The sequence below is a fragment of the Arthrobacter caoxuetaonis genome (assembly GCF_023921125.1).
GTDB lineage: Bacteria > Actinomycetota > Actinomycetes > Actinomycetales > Micrococcaceae > Arthrobacter_B > Arthrobacter_B caoxuetaonis.
Genome location: NZ_CP099466.1, coordinates 3,347,086 through 3,366,921, shown reverse-complemented (window position 1 = coordinate 3,366,921; position 19,836 = coordinate 3,347,086). Strand labels below are relative to the sequence as shown.

The 19,836-nt window shown below is 64.4% G+C and carries 16 protein-coding genes; 8 read left to right on the top strand and 8 right to left on the bottom strand.

Annotated features, from left to right (window positions below; genetic code table 11):
• Positions 1–217: 217 nt before the first annotated feature.
• A complete protein-coding gene (locus NF551_RS15620) occupies positions 218–1,564 on the top strand; it encodes an MFS transporter (RefSeq protein WP_227895996.1) in 1,347 nt (448 codons plus the stop codon).
• Positions 1,565–1,654: 90 nt separating this feature from the next.
• On the opposite strand, the gene NF551_RS15615 is transcribed toward NF551_RS15620, so the two are convergent.
• From NF551_RS15615 to NF551_RS15590, 6 genes are all read right to left on the bottom strand, one after another.
• Complete coding sequence (locus NF551_RS15615) at positions 1,655–2,077, bottom strand: META domain-containing protein (RefSeq protein WP_227895995.1); 423 nt, start codon at positions 2,075–2,077, stop codon at positions 1,655–1,657.
• Between the two features lie 9 nt (positions 2,078–2,086).
• On the bottom strand, positions 2,087–3,082 hold the full coding sequence (corA, locus tag NF551_RS15610; RefSeq protein ID WP_227895994.1) for a magnesium/cobalt transporter CorA: 996 nt from the start codon (positions 3,080–3,082) through the stop codon (positions 2,087–2,089).
• Between the two features lie 75 nt (positions 3,083–3,157).
• Positions 3,158–3,802, bottom strand: a complete 645-nt coding sequence (locus NF551_RS15605; protein WP_227895993.1) for a M23 family metallopeptidase — start codon at positions 3,800–3,802, stop codon at positions 3,158–3,160.
• Between the two features lie 9 nt (positions 3,803–3,811).
• Positions 3,812–4,831, bottom strand: a complete 1,020-nt coding sequence (locus NF551_RS15600) for a zinc-dependent alcohol dehydrogenase family protein (RefSeq protein WP_227895992.1) — start codon at positions 4,829–4,831, stop codon at positions 3,812–3,814.
• Between the two features lie 121 nt (positions 4,832–4,952).
• Positions 4,953–5,798, bottom strand: coding sequence for a sugar phosphate isomerase/epimerase family protein (locus NF551_RS15595; RefSeq protein WP_227895991.1), 846 nt, complete (start codon positions 5,796–5,798; stop codon positions 4,953–4,955).
• A gap of 490 nt (positions 5,799–6,288) precedes the next feature.
• Positions 6,289–7,488, bottom strand: a complete 1,200-nt coding sequence (locus NF551_RS15590) for an ROK family transcriptional regulator (RefSeq protein ID WP_227895990.1) — start codon at positions 7,486–7,488, stop codon at positions 6,289–6,291.
• 326 nt (positions 7,489–7,814) lie between these two features.
• Here NF551_RS15590 and NF551_RS15585 point away from each other — a divergent pair, with 326 nt between their 5' ends.
• The 7 genes from NF551_RS15585 (at position 7,815) to NF551_RS15555 (ending at position 17,323) form a co-directional block, all read left to right on the top strand.
• The gene (locus NF551_RS15585) at positions 7,815–9,080 is read left to right on the top strand and encodes an inositol-3-phosphate synthase (protein ID WP_227895989.1); all 1,266 of its coding nucleotides are present in this window, start codon (positions 7,815–7,817) and stop codon (positions 9,078–9,080) included.
• Positions 9,077–9,958 (top strand): SCO3242 family prenyltransferase, encoded by an 882-nt coding sequence (locus NF551_RS15580; protein WP_227895988.1) that lies wholly within the window; start codon positions 9,077–9,079, stop codon positions 9,956–9,958. Before NF551_RS15585 ends, NF551_RS15580 begins: the two co-directional genes overlap by 4 nt.
• Complete coding sequence (locus NF551_RS15575) at positions 9,955–11,460, top strand: EboA domain-containing protein (protein WP_227895987.1); 1,506 nt, start codon at positions 9,955–9,957, stop codon at positions 11,458–11,460. The genes NF551_RS15580 and NF551_RS15575 overlap by 4 nt, the downstream gene beginning before the upstream one ends.
• Before the next feature lie 2 nt (positions 11,461–11,462).
• Positions 11,463–12,341 carry a TatD family hydrolase gene (locus NF551_RS15570; RefSeq protein ID WP_227895986.1) on the top strand — a complete coding sequence of 293 codons (879 nt, stop codon included), beginning with the start codon at positions 11,463–11,465 and terminating at the stop codon, positions 12,339–12,341.
• Entirely contained in the window at positions 12,341–13,465 is a 1,125-nt protein-coding gene (gene eboE, locus NF551_RS15565) for a metabolite traffic protein EboE (RefSeq protein ID WP_227895985.1), read from the top strand. The genes NF551_RS15570 and eboE overlap by 1 nt, the downstream gene beginning before the upstream one ends.
• Positions 13,466–13,498: 33 nt before the next feature.
• Positions 13,499–14,899 carry an alkaline phosphatase family protein gene (locus NF551_RS15560; protein WP_227895984.1) on the top strand — a complete coding sequence of 467 codons (1,401 nt, stop codon included), beginning with the start codon at positions 13,499–13,501 and terminating at the stop codon, positions 14,897–14,899.
• A gap of 336 nt (positions 14,900–15,235) precedes the next feature.
• Positions 15,236–17,323: a PQQ-dependent sugar dehydrogenase gene (locus NF551_RS15555; protein WP_227895983.1), complete on the top strand. Its 2,088-nt coding sequence runs from the start codon at positions 15,236–15,238 to the stop codon at positions 17,321–17,323.
• Between the two features lie 63 nt (positions 17,324–17,386).
• On the opposite strand, the gene NF551_RS15550 is transcribed toward NF551_RS15555, so the two are convergent.
• On the bottom strand, positions 17,387–18,604 hold the full coding sequence (locus tag NF551_RS15550) for an ROK family protein (RefSeq protein WP_227895982.1): 1,218 nt from the start codon (positions 18,602–18,604) through the stop codon (positions 17,387–17,389).
• A 98-nt stretch (positions 18,605–18,702) separates the two neighbouring features.
• Positions 18,703–19,782, bottom strand: coding sequence for a polyprenyl synthetase family protein (locus NF551_RS15545; RefSeq protein WP_227895981.1), 1,080 nt, complete (start codon positions 19,780–19,782; stop codon positions 18,703–18,705).
• Positions 19,783–19,836 lie beyond the last annotated feature (54 nt).

The following is a 19,836-nucleotide window of genomic DNA, read 5'->3' as shown; positions in this document are numbered from 1 at the left end:
TGTGTCGCAGCTCACAGGGACCCTATAGTGCTCGTAGTTCTTTATCTGAAGCATGTGTTCGATTATCGGATTCACAGCGTGGCTGAAACATTCAGCCACCACCCGTCACATAGGAAATAAAAGATGTGTCGGGAGTCACACTGTGGATATTGTGTATCGACTGGTTACCGACCGTTCTTTCAGTTAATGCCGCCCAGCCAAAAACAACGGAGTTTCAATGACTACACAAAGCGCGTCTGCTGCCCCGTCCCAGCGGATGAGCCGGGAAGAACGCAAGGTCCTTGCGGGCACCCTGGTTGGCACCACTATCGAGTGGTACGACTTCTTCATCTACGCCCAGGCTGCCGGCCTGGTACTCGCCACCCTGTACTTCGCTCCCCTGGGTGAAGGCACCGCTCTGGCGCAGATCGTCTCCTGGGCCACCATCGGCATCAGCTTCCTGTTCCGCCCGCTCGGCGCCATCGTCGCCGGACACCTGGGTGACAAGCTGGGCCGCAAGAAGATGCTCGTCTTCACCCTGATCATGATGGGTGCCGCAACGGCACTGATTGGCGTCCTGCCGACCTATGCCCAGATTGGCGTTGCTGCTCCGGTCCTGCTGCTGGTGCTGCGCATCCTGCAGGGCTTCTCCGCCGGCGGCGAATGGGGCGGCGCTGCCCTCCTCTCGGTCGAGCACGCTCCGATCAACAAGCGCGGCTTCTTCGGTGCGTACCCGCAGATCGGCGTGCCCATCGGCATGATCCTGGCGACCTTCGTGATGTTCGTGCTCACCAGCATGATGACTGAGGAGCAGTTCCTCGAGTGGGGCTGGCGTGTGCCGTTCCTGCTCTCCGTTGTCCTCATTTTCGTGGGCTACTTCATTCGCCGGTCCGTGGATGAAAGCCCTGTCTTCAAGGAAATGCAGCAGCGTAAGAAGGAATCTTCCGCTCCGCTGGGTCAGCTGTTCAAGTACAACTCCCGCGAAGTCATCCTTGCGGCACTGATCTTCATCGCCAACAACGCCGCCGGTTATCTGGTCATCGCGTTCTTCGCCTCCTACGCCGGCAAGACCCTGGGCATGGAGCGTCCCGCAGTGCTGCTGGCCACCACGGTCGGTTCCTTCGGCTGGCTCATCTTCACGATGTTCGGCGGCATTCTCTCGGACAAGATCGGCCGTATCCGCACCTTCCAGATTGGCTACGCCTGGGTCTTCCTCTGGGCCATCCCGATGTTCCTGCTGATCGACACTGCCAACGTGGTGCTCTTCGGCCTGTCCATCTTCGTCCTGACGATCGGCCTGGGTCTGTCCTACGGTCCGCAGTCCGCGCTCTACGCCGAGATGTTCCCGGCCCGCGTCCGCTACTCCGGCGTCTCCATCGGCTACGCCATCGGTGCCATCCTGGGCGGCGCGTTCGCTCCGATGATCGCCGAGATGCTGCTCGGGGCCACCGGCTGGTCCGGATCGATCGGCATCTACATCATGGTCCTGTGCGTGATTTCCTTCATCGCCGTGAGCATGGTCAAGGAAACCAAGGGCGCAGACCTGGGGATCGAAGAATCCCACCGGGCTCCGCAGCCCAACTAGTCCCCCCACAAGCAGCACCGAGATAGCAGAAACTGCCCGTATGAAGCTTCATACGGGCAGTTTCTGTCTTTTCGATGAAAGGGGAGTGCGCTACCGGGTGAGGGTGCCGATCTCGTTGCCGGCGCCGTCGTACACCAGCAGCGTGTCCGCGGCAGGGACCGCGCTGACCGCCGAAGCCAGCCACTGGTCGACATCGGGACAGGCCATCATGGTCATGGCCACTTCCTTGAAGATCACTTTCCCCTCTTCAAGGGCCCATTGGCCCATCAGCCGGTTGCATCCGTCGGTGCCGGTGAGGCGTCCGTCTTCGTGCAGCTCCAGTGAAGGTTCGCGCGTATTCTCCGGGTTGCCCCAGGTTCCGGCCGCGCTTCCAGCGGCGGACGACGACGGCGAGGGCCCGCCGCTGCCGGAATCATCCGGAGAGGCGGGGGAGCCGGAGCCGCCAGGGTCGGCCGCGCAGGCCGCTGCACCCAGCAGCAGGGCCAGGGCCAGAAACGTAAACCGGGTGCGCATGGGAGCCTCCTAGAGCCAGTTCTTCCGTTTGAATGCCCCATAGAGCAGGATGCCGAGCAGGACCATCAGGGTCAGGGCCATGGGATAGCCGAGCGGCCAGTCCAGCTCCGGCATGTTCTGGAAATTCATGCCGTACACCGTCCCCACCAGGGTCGGAGCAAAGAGGATGGCCGCCCAGGAGGAGATCTTTTTGGTCTGTTCATTCTGCGCCACCGAAGTCTCCGCGAGCCGGTTCGAGGCCAGGGTGGAGCTGAGCGAGAGGGCGTTGTCCAGCAGCGAGCGGTACGCCGTGATCCGGTCAATCAGGCGCAGCACGTGGTCCAGCACGTCACCCAGGTTGTCCTTCAGCTCGGGCGGCACCCCGTACTTACCCGGATTCCGCTGCAGTTCGCCCACCACTGTTTCCAGTGGGCTGATGGCACGCTGGCAGCCGATAACTTCGCGGGAAAGCTCGTAGATACGCCGGGAAACTTCGGCATCGCCGCCGAAGAGCTCGTCTTCAATCTCGTCGATGTCGTTTTCCAGTCCCGCGGACACCGGTGCGTACTCGTCCACCACCTGGTCCAGGATGGCGTACAGCACCGCCTGCGGTCCCAGGGAGAGCAGGTCCACTTCCCGTTCCAGACGCTTGCGGACGCGGGCCAGGTCAGGGGACTCGGCGTGCCGGACGGTGACCACAAAGTTGGGGCCCACAAAAAGGTGCAGTTCGCCGATTTCCACGCGTTCGACGTCGTCCAGATAGCGGGCGGGGCGGAGCACCACAAAAAGCTGGTCACCGTACTGTTCCAGCTTGGACCGCTGGTGCCCGGCCAGGGCGTCCTCCACGATCAGCAGGTTCAGCCCAAACTCCTCGGCGACGGCCAGCAGTTCAACGTCATCCGGGCGGTAGAGCCCGATCCAGGCCATGCCGCCGCTTTCCCGGATGAGATCAAACGTCTCCTCGAGCGTCTCCGGGCTGTGCAGACGCTTCCCGTCCACATACACGGCGTTATCCACCAGGGTCACTGCTGCTCCTTTGTCGCTAAGCACGCTTACCAGATGAGCCTACGTCGCCCGGCGGCGCGGAGCGTCCATCTGCCCTCAGCCGGCGTCGAAGATTTCCCGATTGCGGGGCAGCCACGGCTCGCCGGTGCCCGGGCGGGCGAACGCGAGCGGCAGCCCGTGTGCCCGTTCCCAGTCCATGGAGTCGCTGGCCTGCACATGGACGTGCGGCTCGGTGCTGTTTCCGGAGTTGCCGCAGTTCCCGACCTGCGTCCCGGGAAGGACGGTGTCCCCGACAGCTACGGCCGTTGAACCGCGCCGCAAGTGGGCCAGCAGGATGTAGGCCCGGTCCGGCCCGGAACCGACCGCCAGCACCACATGGTTTCCGGCGATCCCGGCGGGGCCCTGCCGGACACGCTCCCGCTGCGAAAGTGCGTACCCGGCCAGGGACAGAGGTGAGCGGCGCGCCTCGTGGTCCGGTTCGCCGTCGTGCACTGCCGTGACAACCCCCGCAGCCGGCGCGAGCACCGGAACGCCGAACCCGGTGAAATCCTCCGGCGGCTCGGTGCCGAATGCCGCACGGAACGACGGCGGTGCGGAGCGTCCGCGCTCATCGACCGCGACGAAGTCGATCGCATAGGTGGTGCCGAACAGGTGGGTCCCGTGGCTGGGAACCCGATTCGCAGGGCTGTTCTGTACCGTCCAGCGGCCGGTGAAGGGGAGCTGGAGGAGCAGGGGGTCCATAGACTCAGGTTAGGGCGTCAGCAGTACTTTGACAGCACGGCGCTCATCCATGGCGCGGTAGCCTTCCGCCGCCTCCTCCAATGGAAGGGTCAGGTCGAACACGCGGCCAGGGTCGATTTCCCGGTCCCAGATCCGCTGGATCAGGTCCGGCAGGAAGCGCCGCACCGGGGCCGGGCCGCCCAGCATGTTGATTTCGGCAAAGAACAGTTCCATGCCCGGCAGGGCAACTTCGTAGGTGACGCCCACAAAGCCCATGTGTCCGCCTGATCGGGTGGAATGGATGGCCTGCAGCATCGACTCCTGGGTGCCCACAGCCTCCACAACGGAGTGCGCGCCCACGCCGTCGGTGAGTTCCTTCACTGCGGCCACGCCCTCGTCGCCGCGCTGGGACAGGATGTCCGTGGCGCCGAAGTAGCGGGCGAGTTCCTGGCGTTGGGGGTTGCGGCTCATGGCGATGATCCGCTCGGCGCCGAGTTCCCGTGCCGCCAGGACCGCCATCAGCCCGACGGCGCCGTCGCCCACCACAACGGTGGTTTTGCCCGGGCCGGCCTGTGCCGCGGTTGCGCCGAACCAGCCGGTGCCCAGCACGTCCGAGGCCGCCATGAGGGAGGGGATGAGGTCCGACGGGGGAGTGCCGGGGGTGGCCACGAGGGTGCCGTCCGCCAGCGGAATCCGGGCCAACTGCGCCTGGGTGCCGATGGCTCCCATCGGGATGGCGTTCACGCAGCGGCTCTGGAACCCGGCGCGGCAGATCACGCAGGTGTTGTCCGATGCCCAGAAGGAACCGACCACGAAATCTCCGGGCTTGACGGTCCGCACCTCGGCGCCGACTTCCTCGACCACCCCGATGTACTCGTGGCCCATGGCCGAGTCCTGGACTTTCTCCACGCCCCGGTACGGCCACAGATCCGAGCCGCAGATGCAGGTCGCTGCCAGCCGGATGACGGCGTCGGTGGGTTCTTCGATGGTGGGATCGGGCCGGTCTTCGGTGCGGACATCTCCGGGTGCATGCATTACTACGCCGCGCATGGTGCTCTCCTTCGCCGGTGGGGTGTTTCCAGCAGAGCACCTTTACGTCGGCGGGAACAGGCTTAAGCGGGTAGGGGCCGCCCCTGTTCGGGACGGCCCCTCAACCGGCTGTTGGCCGGTGCTAGAAACGGATCTTGCGGAGGTACCGGTAGCCCACCTCTGCAGTCTGCAGGGGAGTGACGTCCGGCTGGTCGTTTTCGACGATGTACTCCTTGGGCTGGTGGGCCCTGAAGATACGCCGGAAATCGATGGTTCCGGCGCCCAGGTCAGCGAAATCGCCGCTCGCTTCCCGGTCCTTCACGTGGTACTGCAGGGTCTCCTGCGGGGCCTCCCTGATCGTGTCGATAGCGAACTGGACGGGGTCGGCAGCACCTACCCCGACACCGCCCGTGACTGCCCAGTACAGGTCCACTTCCAGATGGACCAGCCTCGGATCAAGACGGCTCGTGAAGATGTCCCAGGGAGTGAGCCCGCCGCCCAGGTCCGTCGTGAACTCGTGGGCATGGTTGTGGTAGCCGTACTTGATGCCTGCCCGGCGCACGACGGCTGCTTCGGCATTCATCTGGTCCGCCCACCGGTACCAGTCGTCAGCGTTGGTTGACGCGAGGTACGGAACAACCATGTACTTCTGGCCGAGGGTGCGCGCATTGGAGATCTTGGTCTGCAGGGCCTCCGGCGTAGCGCTGATTCCCTCGTGGCTGGAAGTCGCCCGGATTCCCACGCGGTCCAGGGTCCTCTTCATCTCCCTGGCAGTGCGTCCGTACAGCCCGGCCAGCTCCACCCGGTTGTATCCGTAGCGGGCCAGCCTGGCGAAATTCTTATCAATCTCCGTACCGTTCATGATGGAGCGCAAGGTGTACATCTGAATGCTGATCTGTCCCGGGGGAACCGGACGGTTGCCTTTGTGGCCTGGCTTTCCATGGTGGCCCGGCTTGCCTTTGTGGGCCACTGCAGGAGCAGCGCCCATACCTGCGAGGCCAACGCCGACGCCAGCGGCCAATGCCCCGCGGATGAAATTGCGGCGGTCAACACCCTTCTTTTCAAGAGAACGGTTTAGTGCGCCTGTTGCGTCAAATCCGAAGCACATACTGTTGCCTTCCTGAGCGTTGGACGCATTTCCGCCGCCTCCGTCGGCACTGGCGAAAACACGTGCGGGTCACTGGGGAATTCACTGGGCCGATACGGATAGCTCATCGTCGCCGGCGAGCTATCCACATTTGATTCAGCACCAGCATTTAGGTAGATATGTCCGTTTTGTTGTCTGAAACCACTACCAGGCGCCCAGGCGTACCTTAGGGGTTTGGTCAGGAAAGCATGCCTGCTCTCCGCCGATCCTGTTGCAAGGCTGCGAGTGTGAAACACGAGCGGTGACTGGAAATGAGTCCGTCGCATGAGGCTATGGCGGGCTTTTGGTGTCTGTCAAGCAAAAGTCGCCGACAAGGGTGGGATAAGTTCAGCTAGGCGTTACTCAGGCCGGAAACCATGGCGTCAATGCGCTGGGGGGACATGGCATGGTGAATGGCCAGCATGCTTGCCCCCAGCACGCCGGCGTCAAGGCCGGAGCTGGAATGCACTATCTGCAGGTGCTGGGTGGCAAGGGGAATCGTTCGGGAGTACACCGTCTCCCGGATTCCGGCAATAAAGTGCTCACCGGCCAGTGCCATGGATCCACCAATGACAATCACCGAGGGATTGACGAGGCTGATGCACGCGGAGAGGACGTCCCCAACGTCGCGCCCGGCCTGCCGGACTGCGTGGATGGCCTCCGTGTTTCCGGCGCGGACCAGTGCCACGACATCCTCGCTGCCGCTGGCCTCCAGGCCCCGCTGCCGCAGCTTGGCGGCGATGGCAGGCCCGGACGCTATGGCTTCCAGGCAGTCAGTATTTCCGCAGTGGCACGGCACTCCGGTGCCGCCGTGTACGCGGATGTGCCCGATGTCCCCGGCAACTCCGTCCGCCCCGCGCTGCAGCATTCCGCTCGAGACGATGCCTGAGCCGATACCGGTGGCAACCTTGACGAACAACAGGTCATCTACCTCGGGCCAGGCCATATTGCGCTCGCCCAGGGCCATGATGTTCACGTCGTTATCTACCAGAACGGGGACGTGGAACCGCGACTGCAGGAATCCGGGTACGTTGTAGGCGTTCCAGCCCGGCATGATGGGCGGATTAATGGGCCGTCCGGTGCTGTGTTCCACCGGGCCCGGCAGGCCGATGCCCACCGCCAGGAGGTCTTCGGTTGACCGCCCGGTGGCAGCGAGCAGCTCGGAGCCTATTTCCACCACGGCTTCGAGGACGGTTTCCGGCCCCAGGGTGATCTCCATGGTCCGGGCGGACTGGGACAGCAGATGGCCGGTGAGGTCCGTAACTGCCACCTGGAGGTGCGACGCTCCGATGTCCACTCCCATGACAACCCGGCTGCCTGCCTTGAGGGCGATGCGTGACGAGGGGCGGCCGCCGGTGGACACGGCATCCTGGACGAACCCCACGAGCCCCAGGTCCATGAGTGCTTCGATCCGAAGGGTGACTGTCGAGCGCGCCAGCCCCATCTGCTCGGCCAGCTCGGACCGGGTCCGGGGTTTGCCGTCGCGAAGGATCTGGAAGAGCTCGCTCGCTCCGGAGGAGGCCAGCCCGCTGACGTTACTTATGTCACTCACCGACTCATTACAGCACAAAATGCGACGGAACTATTGACGTCAACTACTCCGCATGCCATGGGACCACCCGGTTCGGTTTGGTGCGCCCCGACGGTCCGTTCCGCCAGCCGGAGGCGCCGGGAATGAACGCAACTCCCGCGCTGGATTGTCAATGGTCGACTGAATGACGGTACCGCCAAGCGTGGATATATCGGAATACCTCATAAGTGCGTTGTTGCCTGACATTACCTATGTTAGGTTCCCTGTGACGGGCGTCTCACCCGAAGATTCAGTTCCTGGGTTAGGCGCTAAGCCCGCCGATGGTTCGTAAGCTTCGAGGAGGAAGTTTGATCAGGGACACCCATGAGGGACTGGAAGCTGAGCCGGGCGGGAAAGCCGCACCCGGTGCCGCTCACGGGAACGGCGGCTACGGCCGCACCGGCATCTGGCTTATCGGAGCACGGGGGTCAGTGGCAACGACGGCGGTGATTGGGCTTGCGGCCATCGCATCACGGCTCGTGAAACCACTGGGATGCGTCACCGAACAGGACGCCTTCGACGGCGTGTGCCTCCCGGATTACGCGGACCTGGTAGTCGGCGGCCATGACATCAGCGGTGTTTCAATTCTCAAGCGGGGAGAGAAACTTGCTGAAGCGGGGATGGTCCCGGCACATTTGCTTGAATCGGTCCGGGCCCAGCTGCAGGAGGCTGACGGGCGGGTGCGTCCCGGGTACGATCCAGCCGGCGCACCAGAACCGCAGGCTGAGGCCGTAAGGCGCCTGGCCGGAGACATCCTGGCGTTCAAGGAAACCAACGGGCTGCGGCGGGTAATCGTCGTGGACGTCGCCTCCACCGAAGCGCCGCCGGCCCAGCTCGACGAATACTGCGATTCCGGGCTCCTCCGGGAAGCCCTCGAGGACCCGGCACGGTCAGTGCTTCCAGCCAGCTCAGTGGCGGCCTACGCAGCAGTCCTGGCAGGGTCTCCCTACATCTGCTTCACTCCGTCCGTCGCCCTGAACATTCCTGCCTTATATGAGCTCGCGGGAGCCGCCCAGGTTCCCACCGCAGGCCAGGACGGCAAGACGGGCCAGACCTGGCTGCGGTCGGTGCTTGCTCCGGCACTGGCTGCGCGCGGTCTCCATGTCCTGTCCTGGGCCGGAACCAACCTGCTGGGCGGCGGTGACGGAGCCACTCTGGCAGACAGCCGGGCCGTCTCCGGAAAGCTGCTGTCGAAGAACCGGGGGCTGCGGGAGCTCACAGGAGGCGCAGTCACCCCGCTGCACATTGACAACGTGCCGGACCTGGGTGAGACCAAGGTGGCGTGGGACCACATCCACGTGGAAGGGTTCCTGGGCTCCCGGCTGACCATCCAGACAACCTGGACCGCCTACGACTCCATGCTGGCGGCTCCGATGATCCTGGACCTCGCCCGCCTGATGGCGCTCGCAGACGCGGCCGGAGAGACAGGACATGTGGGTGCCCTTGGTTTCTTCTTCAAGGATCCCTGGGGTAGCGCGGAACACTCCTTCGCGCAGCAGGTGAACAACCTGGTGCAGTGGGCGCAGGAAGCCAGCAGCCGGATCTCGTCCCGGGCGGGGAAGGAGAAGCAGTGAGCCGGCCCGGAGACTACCTGGAGCTGGTCAGGGCTCCCGCTGTCCTGACCGTGCTGGGTGATTCGGTGGCGGGCGGCGCTGCCGCCGGGCGGTCCCTGGCCGGGCGGCGCGCGCTGATGCCGCTGGCCAGCGCGTGCCTGTACGCCGGTGGAATGGCACTGAATGACTACGCTGACCGGGACCTCGACGCCGTCGAGCGTCCCGAGCGCCCCATTCCTTCCGGGCGGATCAGCGCCCGGAACGCCCTCACGGCGGCATCTGCCCTTACGGCGGCGGGACTTGGCCTGTGTGCGGCTGCCGGAGGGCGCGGTGCCCTGGCCGTGGGGGTTCCGCTTGCGGTCTCGATCTGGACGTATGACCTGGTGGCAAAGAACCATGCCCTTCCGGGCGCCGTGTCAATGGGAACCTGCCGGGCCCTTGATGTCCTCATGGGAGCGGGGGCCGGGCACATTAAGCCGGCGCTTGGGGCAGCAGGAATCATGGGGGGCCATACGGCAGCCGTGACCCTCCTGTCCCGGGGTGAGGTCAACGGCACGGACGCCGCCACCGCTTCCGGCGCCGCAGTAACCACGGGTGTCCTGGCGGCGTTAGTCGCCGCAGGATCCGCCGGGCCGCCGGCCAAGACGCTCGCGGTCCTCGGCGCCGCGGCTGCCTATGCCCTGAGATGCGCACCCGCCCAGATACGGGCAGCGCGCAACCCGGCTGCCGGCAACGCCCTGAGCGCAACCAAAGCAGGCATCCGCGCGATGGTACCGCTTCAGGCGGCGCTCGCGGTGCGTCACGGACACCCGGCGGCTGCAGGTGCGCTGATCGGTGTCGACATTATTGGCCGGATCATCCGTTCCCGTCCCAGGGGCAGGAGAGTGAGCGAGTCATGACCACCGCACCGTCCGCACCGCCGTTCAGCATCGGCTACGGCACCAACGGTTTCACGGACCATCCGTTGCCGGAGGTGCTGGAGCTGCTGCACGAATTCGGCTACGGCGCTGTGGCCATGACCCTCGGCCATCCGCACCTGGACCCGTTCGCCCCGGACCTGGAGGCCCGTCTCAGCACGCTGCGCAGCCGGCTCGAGGAACTCGATCTTCGGGTGGTCATCGAAACCGGTACCCGGTTCCTCCTCAACCCCCGGGAAAAGCACCGGCCGGCCCTTGTGGACGAAGAAGCCGCAGTCCGGGTCGACTTCCTGCACCGGGCGGTAGATATCGCAGCGGCGCTGAACGCCGAATGCGTCTCCTTTTTCTCCGGCATACTGCCGCTCGGCACCAGTCCTGAGACGGGCTGGCACCGGCTGGAAACACGGGTGGCCCAGGTGCTGGGCCATGCCTCGGAGAAGGGTGTCCTGCTCGCACTTGAACCGGAACCCGGCATGTTCGTGGAGACGGTCGCTGACGCGCTTGAGCTTCGGTCCCGGCTCGGCGATCCGGAAGGTCTCCGGCTGACCGTGGACATAGGACACTGCGTAGTAGTGGAACCGGGCGGAGTGCGGGGCGCACTGATGGACGCCGGACCGCTGCTGGCCAACGTCCAGCTCGATGACATGCGGTCCGTTGCCCATGAGCACCTTCCGTTCGGCGAGGGAGAAGTCGACGTTCCGCTGGCCCTGGCCACTCTCACGGAACTGGATTACCGCGGAGTGGCCGCCGTCGAACTTCCCCGGCATTCCTTTGATGCGCCGGGACTGGCTGTCCGGAGCATGGCTGCGCTGCAGTCTGCCTGGCAGGACGTGCAGGCAGAACGTGTGGCGGAACAGTGGCTGCAGCAGGCGGTGGCCCGGATCGCCGCGGACCCCGCCGCCCTGCCCGCAGTCTTCGCGGCAGCCGGCCGCAGCGTTGGCCGCAGTCCGCTGCATCCTGCCACTGATCCGACGGCGGTCCTCCACGGCAACAGGAGCGACTACGCCCGCGGTGAGCTCCTTCGGCGGTTGGCGGGGTTCCTTTCTCCCGGGCAGCTGGCAGAGACGCTGCTTTCGCTCTACAGCGGGGGAGACTCCGCGGAGCGGCGCGGCGTGCTCAGGGGGCTCGGCTCCCTTGCCATCCATGAGCCTGATCTTCCGGCTCCGGTGGTCGCGGCGGGTCTGCAGATGACGGCGGAGGCGCTCCGGACCAACGAGACCGGACTGGTTGCAGCCGCCGCCGGACCCTTCGCTGCCGCCCACCTTGACCAGCACAACTGGCGGCACGCCGTCCTGAAACTCATTTTCATGGGGGTCAGCCTTGCCGCCGTGACCGACCTCAACGACCGGGCCGACGACGAACTGGCGCGCATGGCCGCCGATTTCGCTGCCGAACGGCAGGCAGCGGGACGTCCAGTGCCGGACGACGTCGGCCTCCTGCTGCGCACCGAAGCCAGCCCCACCACCTCCCTGAAGGAGTCCTAGCCATGCGAATCTTCGACCCGCACATCCATATGACCAGCCGCACGACCGACGACTACGCCGCAATGTATGAAGCCGGAGTGCGGGCACTGGTTGAGCCGGCCTTCTGGCTGGGCCAGCCGCGGACCAGCGTCGGATCCTTCATCGACTACTTTGATGCCCTGCTGGGCTGGGAACGGTTCCGGGCAGCGCAGTACGGAATCCGGCACCACGCAACCATCGCCCTGAACCCCAAGGAAGCCAACGATCCCAGATGCGTGCCCGTGCTGGAGGAGATTCCGCGGTACCTGGGCAAAGAAGGCGTAGTCGCCGTGGGAGAGATTGGCTTTGATTCCATGACGCCGGCCGAGGACAGGGCATTCAGCCGGCAGTTGGAGCTGGCCGCCGAATTCAGCCTCCCGGCGCTGGTGCACACCCCGCACCGGGAGAAGCTCCGCGGCACGCAGCGGACCCTGGACATTGTCCGGGAGTCGCGCGTTGACCCGTCCATGGTGGTAGTGGACCACCTCAACGAGACGAACGTTGCCATGGTGAAGGACGCAGGTGCCTGGATGGGGTTCTCCATTTACCCGGATACAAAAATGGACGAGGAACGCCTGGTCGCAATCCTCCACGAGTACGGAACCGAGAAAGTCCTGGTCAACTCCGCTGCAGACTGGGGCAAATCCGATCCGCTCAAGACGGTGAGCACAGCGAAGGCCATGCTCACGGGCGGTTTCTCGGCGGACGACGTCGACCGTGTCCTTTGGCAGAATCCGGTGGACTTCTACGGTCAAAGCGGTGCGTTGATCCTGGACCCGATCCCCGGCTTCGACGGGGAGGAACTCGGGGGAGCCGGAGCCACCTTCGAAGGCAACTCGCTGCTGCGGGGGGTCCGGGCCTGATGCAGCTTTCCTACTGCACCAACGTGCATCCGGCCGAAGACCTTGACGGGGTAATCCGGCAGCTCCGCGAATACGCCGGTCCGATCCGCCGCCGCACCGGGCTGGAAGTCCTGGGCGTGGGGCTGTGGCTGCCTGCAGTGCTGGCAAGCCGTTTGGCGGGCAGTGATGCCGACCTGGCGCTGCTTCGGGAGGTCCTGTCCGAGCAGGGGCTGCAAATCCATACCCTTAATGCCTTTCCTTACGGCGGGTTCCACAACGACGTGGTCAAGACAGACGTCTACCTCCCCACCTGGGCTCAGCGCGAGCGGCTCCAGTACACGCTGGACTGCGCCAACGTCCTCGCCGCACTGCTTCCCGACGGCGTTCCCGGGTCTATCTCCACGCTGCCGTTGGCCTGGCGTGATCCATGGACGAACGACGACGACGAGGCGGCCACCGTTGCGTTCGCGGCGCTGTCCGCAGCCCTGAGAACGCTCAAGGAGTGCACCGGGAAGACGGTCCGGATAGCGGTGGAGCCGGAGCCGGGGTGCGTTCTGGACACGGTCTCGGATGTTACAGCCTGGCTGGCAGCAGGAATTCCCAGGGGCATCGATCCCGATTTCATCGGCCTGTGCATAGACACCTGCCATCTGGCCGTATCTTTTGCGGACCCGGCTGCGGCAGTTCGCGGTGTCGGCGCAGCAGGCCTGCGAATCGTGAAGGTCCAGGCGTCGGCCGCATTGCACGTAGCCGGGCCCTCGGGACCGGCCGCCCGCCGTGCGCTCGAAGCCTTCGCGGAACCTCGGTACCTTCACCAGGTCCGGGAACTGGAAAGCGATGGAACCGTCCTGACGGCAGATGACCTGCCGCAAGCCCTGGGCGAGCTGCCGGGCAGGGGCCCTTGGCGAGTCCATTTCCACATGCCGCTGCACTTGGTACCGGCGCAGCCACTGGAGACGACGGCGGATGTACTCGAAGCCGCTGTGGCTGAAGTCAGCACGCTGCCGTATGCCCGGGACGTGCACTTGGACATAGAGACCTACACCTGGAGCGTCCTGCCCGGAAGACACACCGACCTCGTCGAAGGGATAGCCGGGGAGATCGCCTGGGCGGAATCCCACCTGCTGGCTCCCGCTCCGTCCTGACACCGGAGCGTTGCCCAACACCTAAGGAGAGCCTTGAAACCGGTACTGCTGCTCGACATCGTGGGACTCACGGGACAGTCGCTGCGGGATATGCCCAACTTGTCCAAACTCGCTGCTGCCGGCTGGTCTTCGGAACTGGCCACCGTCCTTCCGGCTGTCACCTGCACTGTCCAGTCCACCATGCTCACCGGCCTGCCGCCGTCTGAACACGGGATTGTTGGCAACGGCTGGTATTTCCGTGAACTGGGTGAGGTGTTCCTCTGGCGCCAGCACAACAAGCTGGTCAGCGGAGAGAAGATCTGGGAGAGCGCCCGCCGCAAGGAACCGGACTACCGTGCGGGCAACGTCTGCTGGTGGTACGCGATGGGCATGTCGACGGACCTGACGGTGACTCCCCGGCCGATCTACCACGCAGACGGCAGGAAATCGCCCGACGCGTACATCCGTCCCCCGGAACTGCATGATGAGCTGGTGTCCAGATTCGGTGAGTTTCCGCTGTTCCAATACTGGGGACCGACAGCGGCCATTGCCTCGACGCAATGGATTGCCGAGTCGACAAGACACATCATGCGGACGCAGGCGCCTGAGCTCCTCATGGCGTACCTGCCGCACCTCGATTACGATCTGCAGCGCTTTGGGCCCAGCCATCCGCGGGCAGCCGGCGCAGCTGCCGAACTCGACGCCGCGCTGGTTCCGCTGCTGCAGGAGGCCCAGTCCCGCGGCTACGCGGTAATTGCCGTAGCGGAGTACGGCATTGAAGAGGCGAACCTGCCGGTGGACATCAACCGTGTCCTGCGCCGGGAAGGCCTGCTGGAGGTCTATGTGCAGGACGGGAAGGAGCAACTGGATACCTGGACATCCCGGGCCTTTGCAGTTGCAGACCACCAGGTGGCGCATGTCTACGTTGCTGACCCCGCCGACGTCGCCCGGACAGCGGAAATACTCAGGGAAACCAGGGGAGTTGACGAAGTACTGGATCGGAGCGCCCAGGCGAAGTACGGACTGGACCACGAGCGGTCCGGCGAGCTTGTGGTGATTGCCGAACCCGGAGCATGGTTCACCTACTATTTCTGGCTCGATGACTCCCGTGCGCCCGAGTACGCCCGCGGGGTGGATATCCACAGAAAGCCCGGGTACGACCCGAGCGAACTCTTCTTCAACCCTGCGGACAAACTGGCAAAGGCCAAGGCCGGCCTGAACCTGGTGCGAAAAAAGGCGGGACTGCGCTACGCCATGAGCACGGTGCCCCTCGACGCCAGCCACGTGCGTGGTACCCACGGCAGGCTTCCCGGATCCCGGGAAAGCACTCCGCTGGTTATCTCCTCCGAGCCGGCGATGCCTCCGTTTGCCGAAGAACTGATCCGCGTCGGAAAACCGATTCCGGCAGCGGCGGTGAAGTCGCTCGTCCTGCAGACCCAGGGGCTTCCGGAGTGACCCTCACCTGACTTTTGTTTCTTGAACAACAAAATACTAACGGGCCCTGCAAGCCCCCGTGGGGCCATCTCTGTGCGCCTCTATTTCGCAGGAGTCCAAAAAAGTTTTTAGATAGGGGGGCTTTGTTTTTTCAAACCACTAGCGGTTCCCCAAGGCCTCAATTAGCGTTCTATCTGACCTGACACCGACTGGTCCGGGTCCTCAATGGCGAGAAGAGAGAGAGCGATGACAGTCAAAAGACGCGGGTTAGCGCAATCACCCGGGCATCAGGCGGATGCCAAAACCTCAGCCAGGCGTTCACGGCGGGCCGGTGCAGCACTTGCATTGGCCGCGCTGATGACCGTATCCCTCGCGGCAGTTCCGGCGCAGGCTAAACCGAAGCCCGGAGTGCCCCAACTGGCTCCGCATGACTCGGCATTCCAGAAAGTAACACTCAACGACAACCCGGGCGAACCGGTTGACCTTGCCGTGCTGCCCAACAGCGACGTGCTGCACACGACCCGTCAGGGCGAGGTCTGGCTAAACGATGCGGAAACGGGGCTGAATACCCTGGCGGCAACAGTCGACGTGTACGAGCACGACGAAGAGGGCCTGCAAAGCATCGCCATTGACCCGAACTTCGGCAAAAAGGGCAACAACTGGGTCTACATGTACTACTCCCCGCCCCTGGACACGCCGATCGATGACCCCGCTACACCGGGCGTTAACGAAGGCGATGCCCCAGCCACGGGTACAGCCGCAGACTTTGAGCCCTTCAAGGGCTACCTCCAGCTCTCACGGTTCAAGTTCGATGGAAGCACTGTGGACATGAACAGCGAACAGCGGATGCTGCAAGTGCCCGTGGACCGCGGCATGTGCTGCCACGTCGGTGGAGACATTGTTTTCGACGCCAAGGGCAACCTTTACCTGTCCACCGGCGATGACACCAATCCCTTCTCCTCCGACGGCTACACTCCCATCGACGAACGCCCTGACAGCAACCCGGTGTTTGATGCACAGCGTTCCTCGGCCAACACAAATGATCTCCGCGGCAAGGTCCTTCGGATAACCCCCACCAAAGACGGCGGCTACACCATTCCCAGGGGGAACCTCTTCGCTCCGGGGACACCACTCACGCGTCCCGAGATCTACGTGATGGGACTGCGCAACCCCTTCCGCATTGAACTGAACCGGAAGACCGGCGAGTTGTTCCTCGGGGACTATTCTCCCGACGCAGGTGCTGCCAATCCGCTCCGCGGGCCGGCAGGAACAGGCAAATGGGCTGTTGTCACTGAACCGTCCAACTACGGGTGGCCCTACTGTGCCACCGCTGAGCTCCCTTACGTGGACTACGATTTCGCCACCGGCACCTCCGGCGAGACCTTCAACTGTGCAGCGCCCGTCAATGAGTCGCCCAACAACACGGGCATGCGGGAACTGCCTCCGGTGGCCCAGCCCGAGGCCTGGTACTCCTACGGCCCCTCGGCGGAATTCCCGGAACTCGAGACCGGGGGAATCGGCCCGATGGCCGGTCCGGTTTACCACTTCGACAAGAAGGCAACCAAGGGCAAGGCGCCCGTGGCCTGGCCTGAGTACTACAACGGAAAGTCCTTCCTGTACGAATGGACCCGTGACTACATCAAGGCCATGACCATGAAGAAGGGCCAGCTGGTTTCCATCGAAAATGTTGTCGATTCACTCATCGTGGACAACCCCATGGATATGGAGTTCGGGCCCAACGGTGCGCTCTACGTTCTGGAATACGGCGACGGGTACTTTGGCGAGAACCCGGATGCCCAGCTGTCCCGCATTGATTTCATTGGCCAGGGCGGGAACCACACTCCGGTTGCTGTGGCATCCGGCACTCCCACTGTGGGCTTGTCACCGCTGACGGTCCGGTTCTCCAGCGCCGGCACAACCGACGCCGACGGGGACAGGCTGCGCTACGAATGGGACTTCAACTCCGACGGAAGGGTGGACTCGCGGCTGCCGAACCCCACGTTCACCTATGAACAAATCGGGACCTATACGGCCAGCCTCCGGGTGACCGACCAGGGCGGCAAGCACCGGGGCAAGTCCTCCTCCGCGGAGGTCTTTATTGAAGTGGGCAACCAGGCTCCGGTGGTGGAGTTCGTGACTCCGGTGGCCGGCCAGACCTTCCAGTTCGGTGACACGGTCAGCTACGAAGTGCGCGTGACGGATGACCAGCCGGTTGACTGCTCGCGTGTCCAGGTCACCTATATCCTGGGCCACGACAGCCACGGTCACCCGCAGACAACCACAACCGGATGCACCGGCAGCATTACCACCACGGTGCCTGGAGGGCATGATCCCGCCACCGACAACCTGTCGGGCGTATTCAGTGCTTCCTACACCGATGACGGCGACGCCGGCACAGATCCGCTGACCGGAACTGCGGAAGTAGTACTGGTTCCGTCCAGCTAGGAACGAGCAAAAGGAAAGGACCCTGTGCGGGGAGACCGGCACAGGGTCCTTCTCCATGAATCCCTATTCGTCGGCAGGCCGTTGGAGGAAACCTGCCGGGTCTGAGAGAAGCGGCTCAAAAACCAGCTCCGCGGCACCTATGAGGATGGGGTCGTCCCCCAGCGGGGCAAGTTCGATTCTCACGTCTTTCCAGGGTCCACGGGTTCCGCAGTCCGCGAGGGCTTCCTCCAAAGCGCCGGGTGCCGCGCGCACCAGGATGCGGAGGAACCCGCCCAGGACAATAACCGAGGGGTTGAGGAGGCTCATCACCGTTTTCAGTCCCACGGCCAGCAAACCGATCTGGTGGGCGATGACGGCGCGGAGCTTATCGTTGGCGGACCCGTCCTGAAGCTTCTCCAGGAGGACTTCCTCAAGGTTTTCGATTTCCCCGGAGGGCAGTCCAACTGCCTCGATCAGGGCAGCCCGGGTGACCTCGGCTTCCAGGCAGCCGGAGGAACCGCAGGTACAGGAGGTGCCGCCGGTACGTACGTGCGTGTGGCCCAGCTGCCCGGCAAACCCTGCCGCCCCCCGGATCAGGCGTCCGTCACTGATGACACCCCCGCCGATGCCGCTGGCACCGCCGTAGAGATACACCAGGTCGGCCACGCCCCGCCCGGCACCAAACGCGGCCTGGGCGCGGGCCCCCACAACGGCGTCGTTCGCTGTGAACACCGGCAGTCCCAGCGCTTCCCCAAGACGGGAGCTCAGCGGCTCGTCCTGCCAGCCCAGGTGGGGCGCTTCGATGACCGTTCCGTCGTCGGGCCGCACGAGCCCGGGGATTGCCAGGCCCACGCCCATGACCCGGTGACCTGCGGGAAGGGAAGTACGCATGCCCGAATAGACGGCGGTCACGATGTTGACCACCTCAACGCCGGACGGTGCCCGGACCGTGTGGAACCGGACAGTGTTAACTATGTGGCCGCCCAGGGAAACCAGGGCCACGCTTACGACGTCGACGTCCGGGTTGACAACCAGGGCCAGTGCGGCGGGGCTGGGGTCGATCTTGATGCTCGGACGGCCGTGCAGCTGTGCCGTATCCAAGTCGCTCTCCACTGCCAGGCCCAGCTGGGAAAGCTCGGCGACCAGTGCTGCGATCGTGGACCGGTTGAGCCCGGTTGTCCGGGTGAGCTGGGCACGGGATATGCCAGCCGTGGAGTGCACGAGCCGCAGGACGGTGGAGAGGTTGTGCTGGCGGCTCGAATCCCGGTTGCTGCCCGGATGCGTGCGGGCGGTGGCAGACATATTCTTCCCCCGTAGTAGGTCCTTCTGGCGGACGGGCCAGAACCGGACTAGTTTCCCATAGTAAACGTGCTCCGGAGCATCACCCGCGGAAAGCGGGATCAGACGGAGTGGAGCTCGGCAATGAGGGAATACAAGAGTCTTTCCAAGCTCTCGGCAAGCCCAGCGGGAATCTCTTCCCCAAGTTGTTTCACTGCGGCGTGTGCATGTTCGGATGCCAGATGGACAGCGTGCTCCCGTGCCCCGCACTCCGCCAGCAGGTGACGGATCCGTCCAGCCTCTGCGGCCGTCAGTTCCCCTGATCCCACAAGCTGTGAAATCTCTTTCCACTGCGGCTTAGTGGCTGCATAGGAGAGCAGGACGGTCCGTTTGCCTTCCCGGAGGTCTCCGATGTTTGTCTTCCCCGTGTCCGCTTCGTCACCGAATGTCCCGCGAACGTCATCGGCAATCTGGTAGGCAATTCCGGCATCCCGTCCGAAGGCAGCGAGTCTTGCGGCAACGGAGGCTGTGGCCCCTGCCAGCACGGCGCCGGCTTGAAGCGGTGCCTCAAAGGAGTAGACAGCGGTCTTCCGGCGGGCCACCGTCCGAACCTCCTCGGGGGAGGGCATCTGAACCGCCCGGGCGAACTCAGTATCAAGGAGTTCGCCCCCGATGGAAGAGAACACGGCGTGGTCCAGTATGCGGTTCAGCTGCTGACGCACCTCCCCGCTCGCTTCAACCGCTTCGTGGAGGCGGTAGGCCCCGGCCAGGGACAGGTCCCCAGCCAGCAGTCCGGCAGCCATGCCGGCGTGCTGTGCGGCCTCCGCGGACGCGCCCGCACGCCTGGCCTTGTTGGCGTAGTGCCCCGAGACATTGGGAACCCCGTGCCTCGTGGTGTCCCGGTCAATCACATCGTCATGGATGAGGAACGCGTTGTGGAGGAGTTCATAGACCGCGCCGAGCCTGGCCGCCGCAGCGGGCTCGGGTCCGCCCAGTTGGCGGTAAGCGAGCATGAGCAGGCGCGGACGAAAGCGTTTTCCGCCGGCTGCGTTCCGTTCGATCGCTTCCCACAGGCTGAGGTAGGCCGGATGGACGGAGACAGCCCGCAGCTTGGCATCCGTAAAGAAATGGTCCAGCACGTCTTCGACCAGTCCCAGCTCAGCATCGGTTTCCAAGGTGTACTCCGCGTCAAGGAATTTCACTATGCGCCCTCTGCTTCGTCAGTGATGCCCGGCCGTGCCTGCCGCTGCCTCGGG

Bases quoted from the DNA above. Each gene is read 5' to 3' on its own strand.
- NF551_RS15620 (WP_227895996.1), top strand. From the start codon at position 218: ATGACTACACAAAGCGCGTCTGCTGCCCCGTCCCAGCGGATGAGCCGG.
- NF551_RS15615 (WP_227895995.1), bottom strand. From the start codon at position 2,077: ATGCGCACCCGGTTTACGTTTCTGGCCCTGGCCCTGCTGCTGGGTGCA.
- NF551_RS15605 (WP_227895993.1), bottom strand. From the start codon at position 3,802: ATGGACCCCCTGCTCCTCCAGCTCCCCTTCACCGGCCGCTGGACGGTA.
- NF551_RS15600 (WP_227895992.1), bottom strand. From the start codon at position 4,831: ATGCGCGGCGTAGTAATGCATGCACCCGGAGATGTCCGCACCGAAGAC.
- NF551_RS15595 (WP_227895991.1), bottom strand. From the start codon at position 5,798: ATGGGCGCTGCTCCTGCAGTGGCCCACAAAGGCAAGCCGGGCCACCAT.
- NF551_RS15575 (WP_227895987.1), top strand. From the start codon at position 9,955: ATGACCACCGCACCGTCCGCACCGCCGTTCAGCATCGGCTACGGCACC.
- NF551_RS15570 (WP_227895986.1), top strand. From the start codon at position 11,463: ATGCGAATCTTCGACCCGCACATCCATATGACCAGCCGCACGACCGAC.
- eboE (WP_227895985.1), top strand. From the start codon at position 12,341: ATGCAGCTTTCCTACTGCACCAACGTGCATCCGGCCGAAGACCTTGAC.
- NF551_RS15555 (WP_227895983.1), top strand. From the start codon at position 15,236: ATGACCGTATCCCTCGCGGCAGTTCCGGCGCAGGCTAAACCGAAGCCC.
- NF551_RS15550 (WP_227895982.1), bottom strand. From the start codon at position 18,604: ATGTCTGCCACCGCCCGCACGCATCCGGGCAGCAACCGGGATTCGAGC.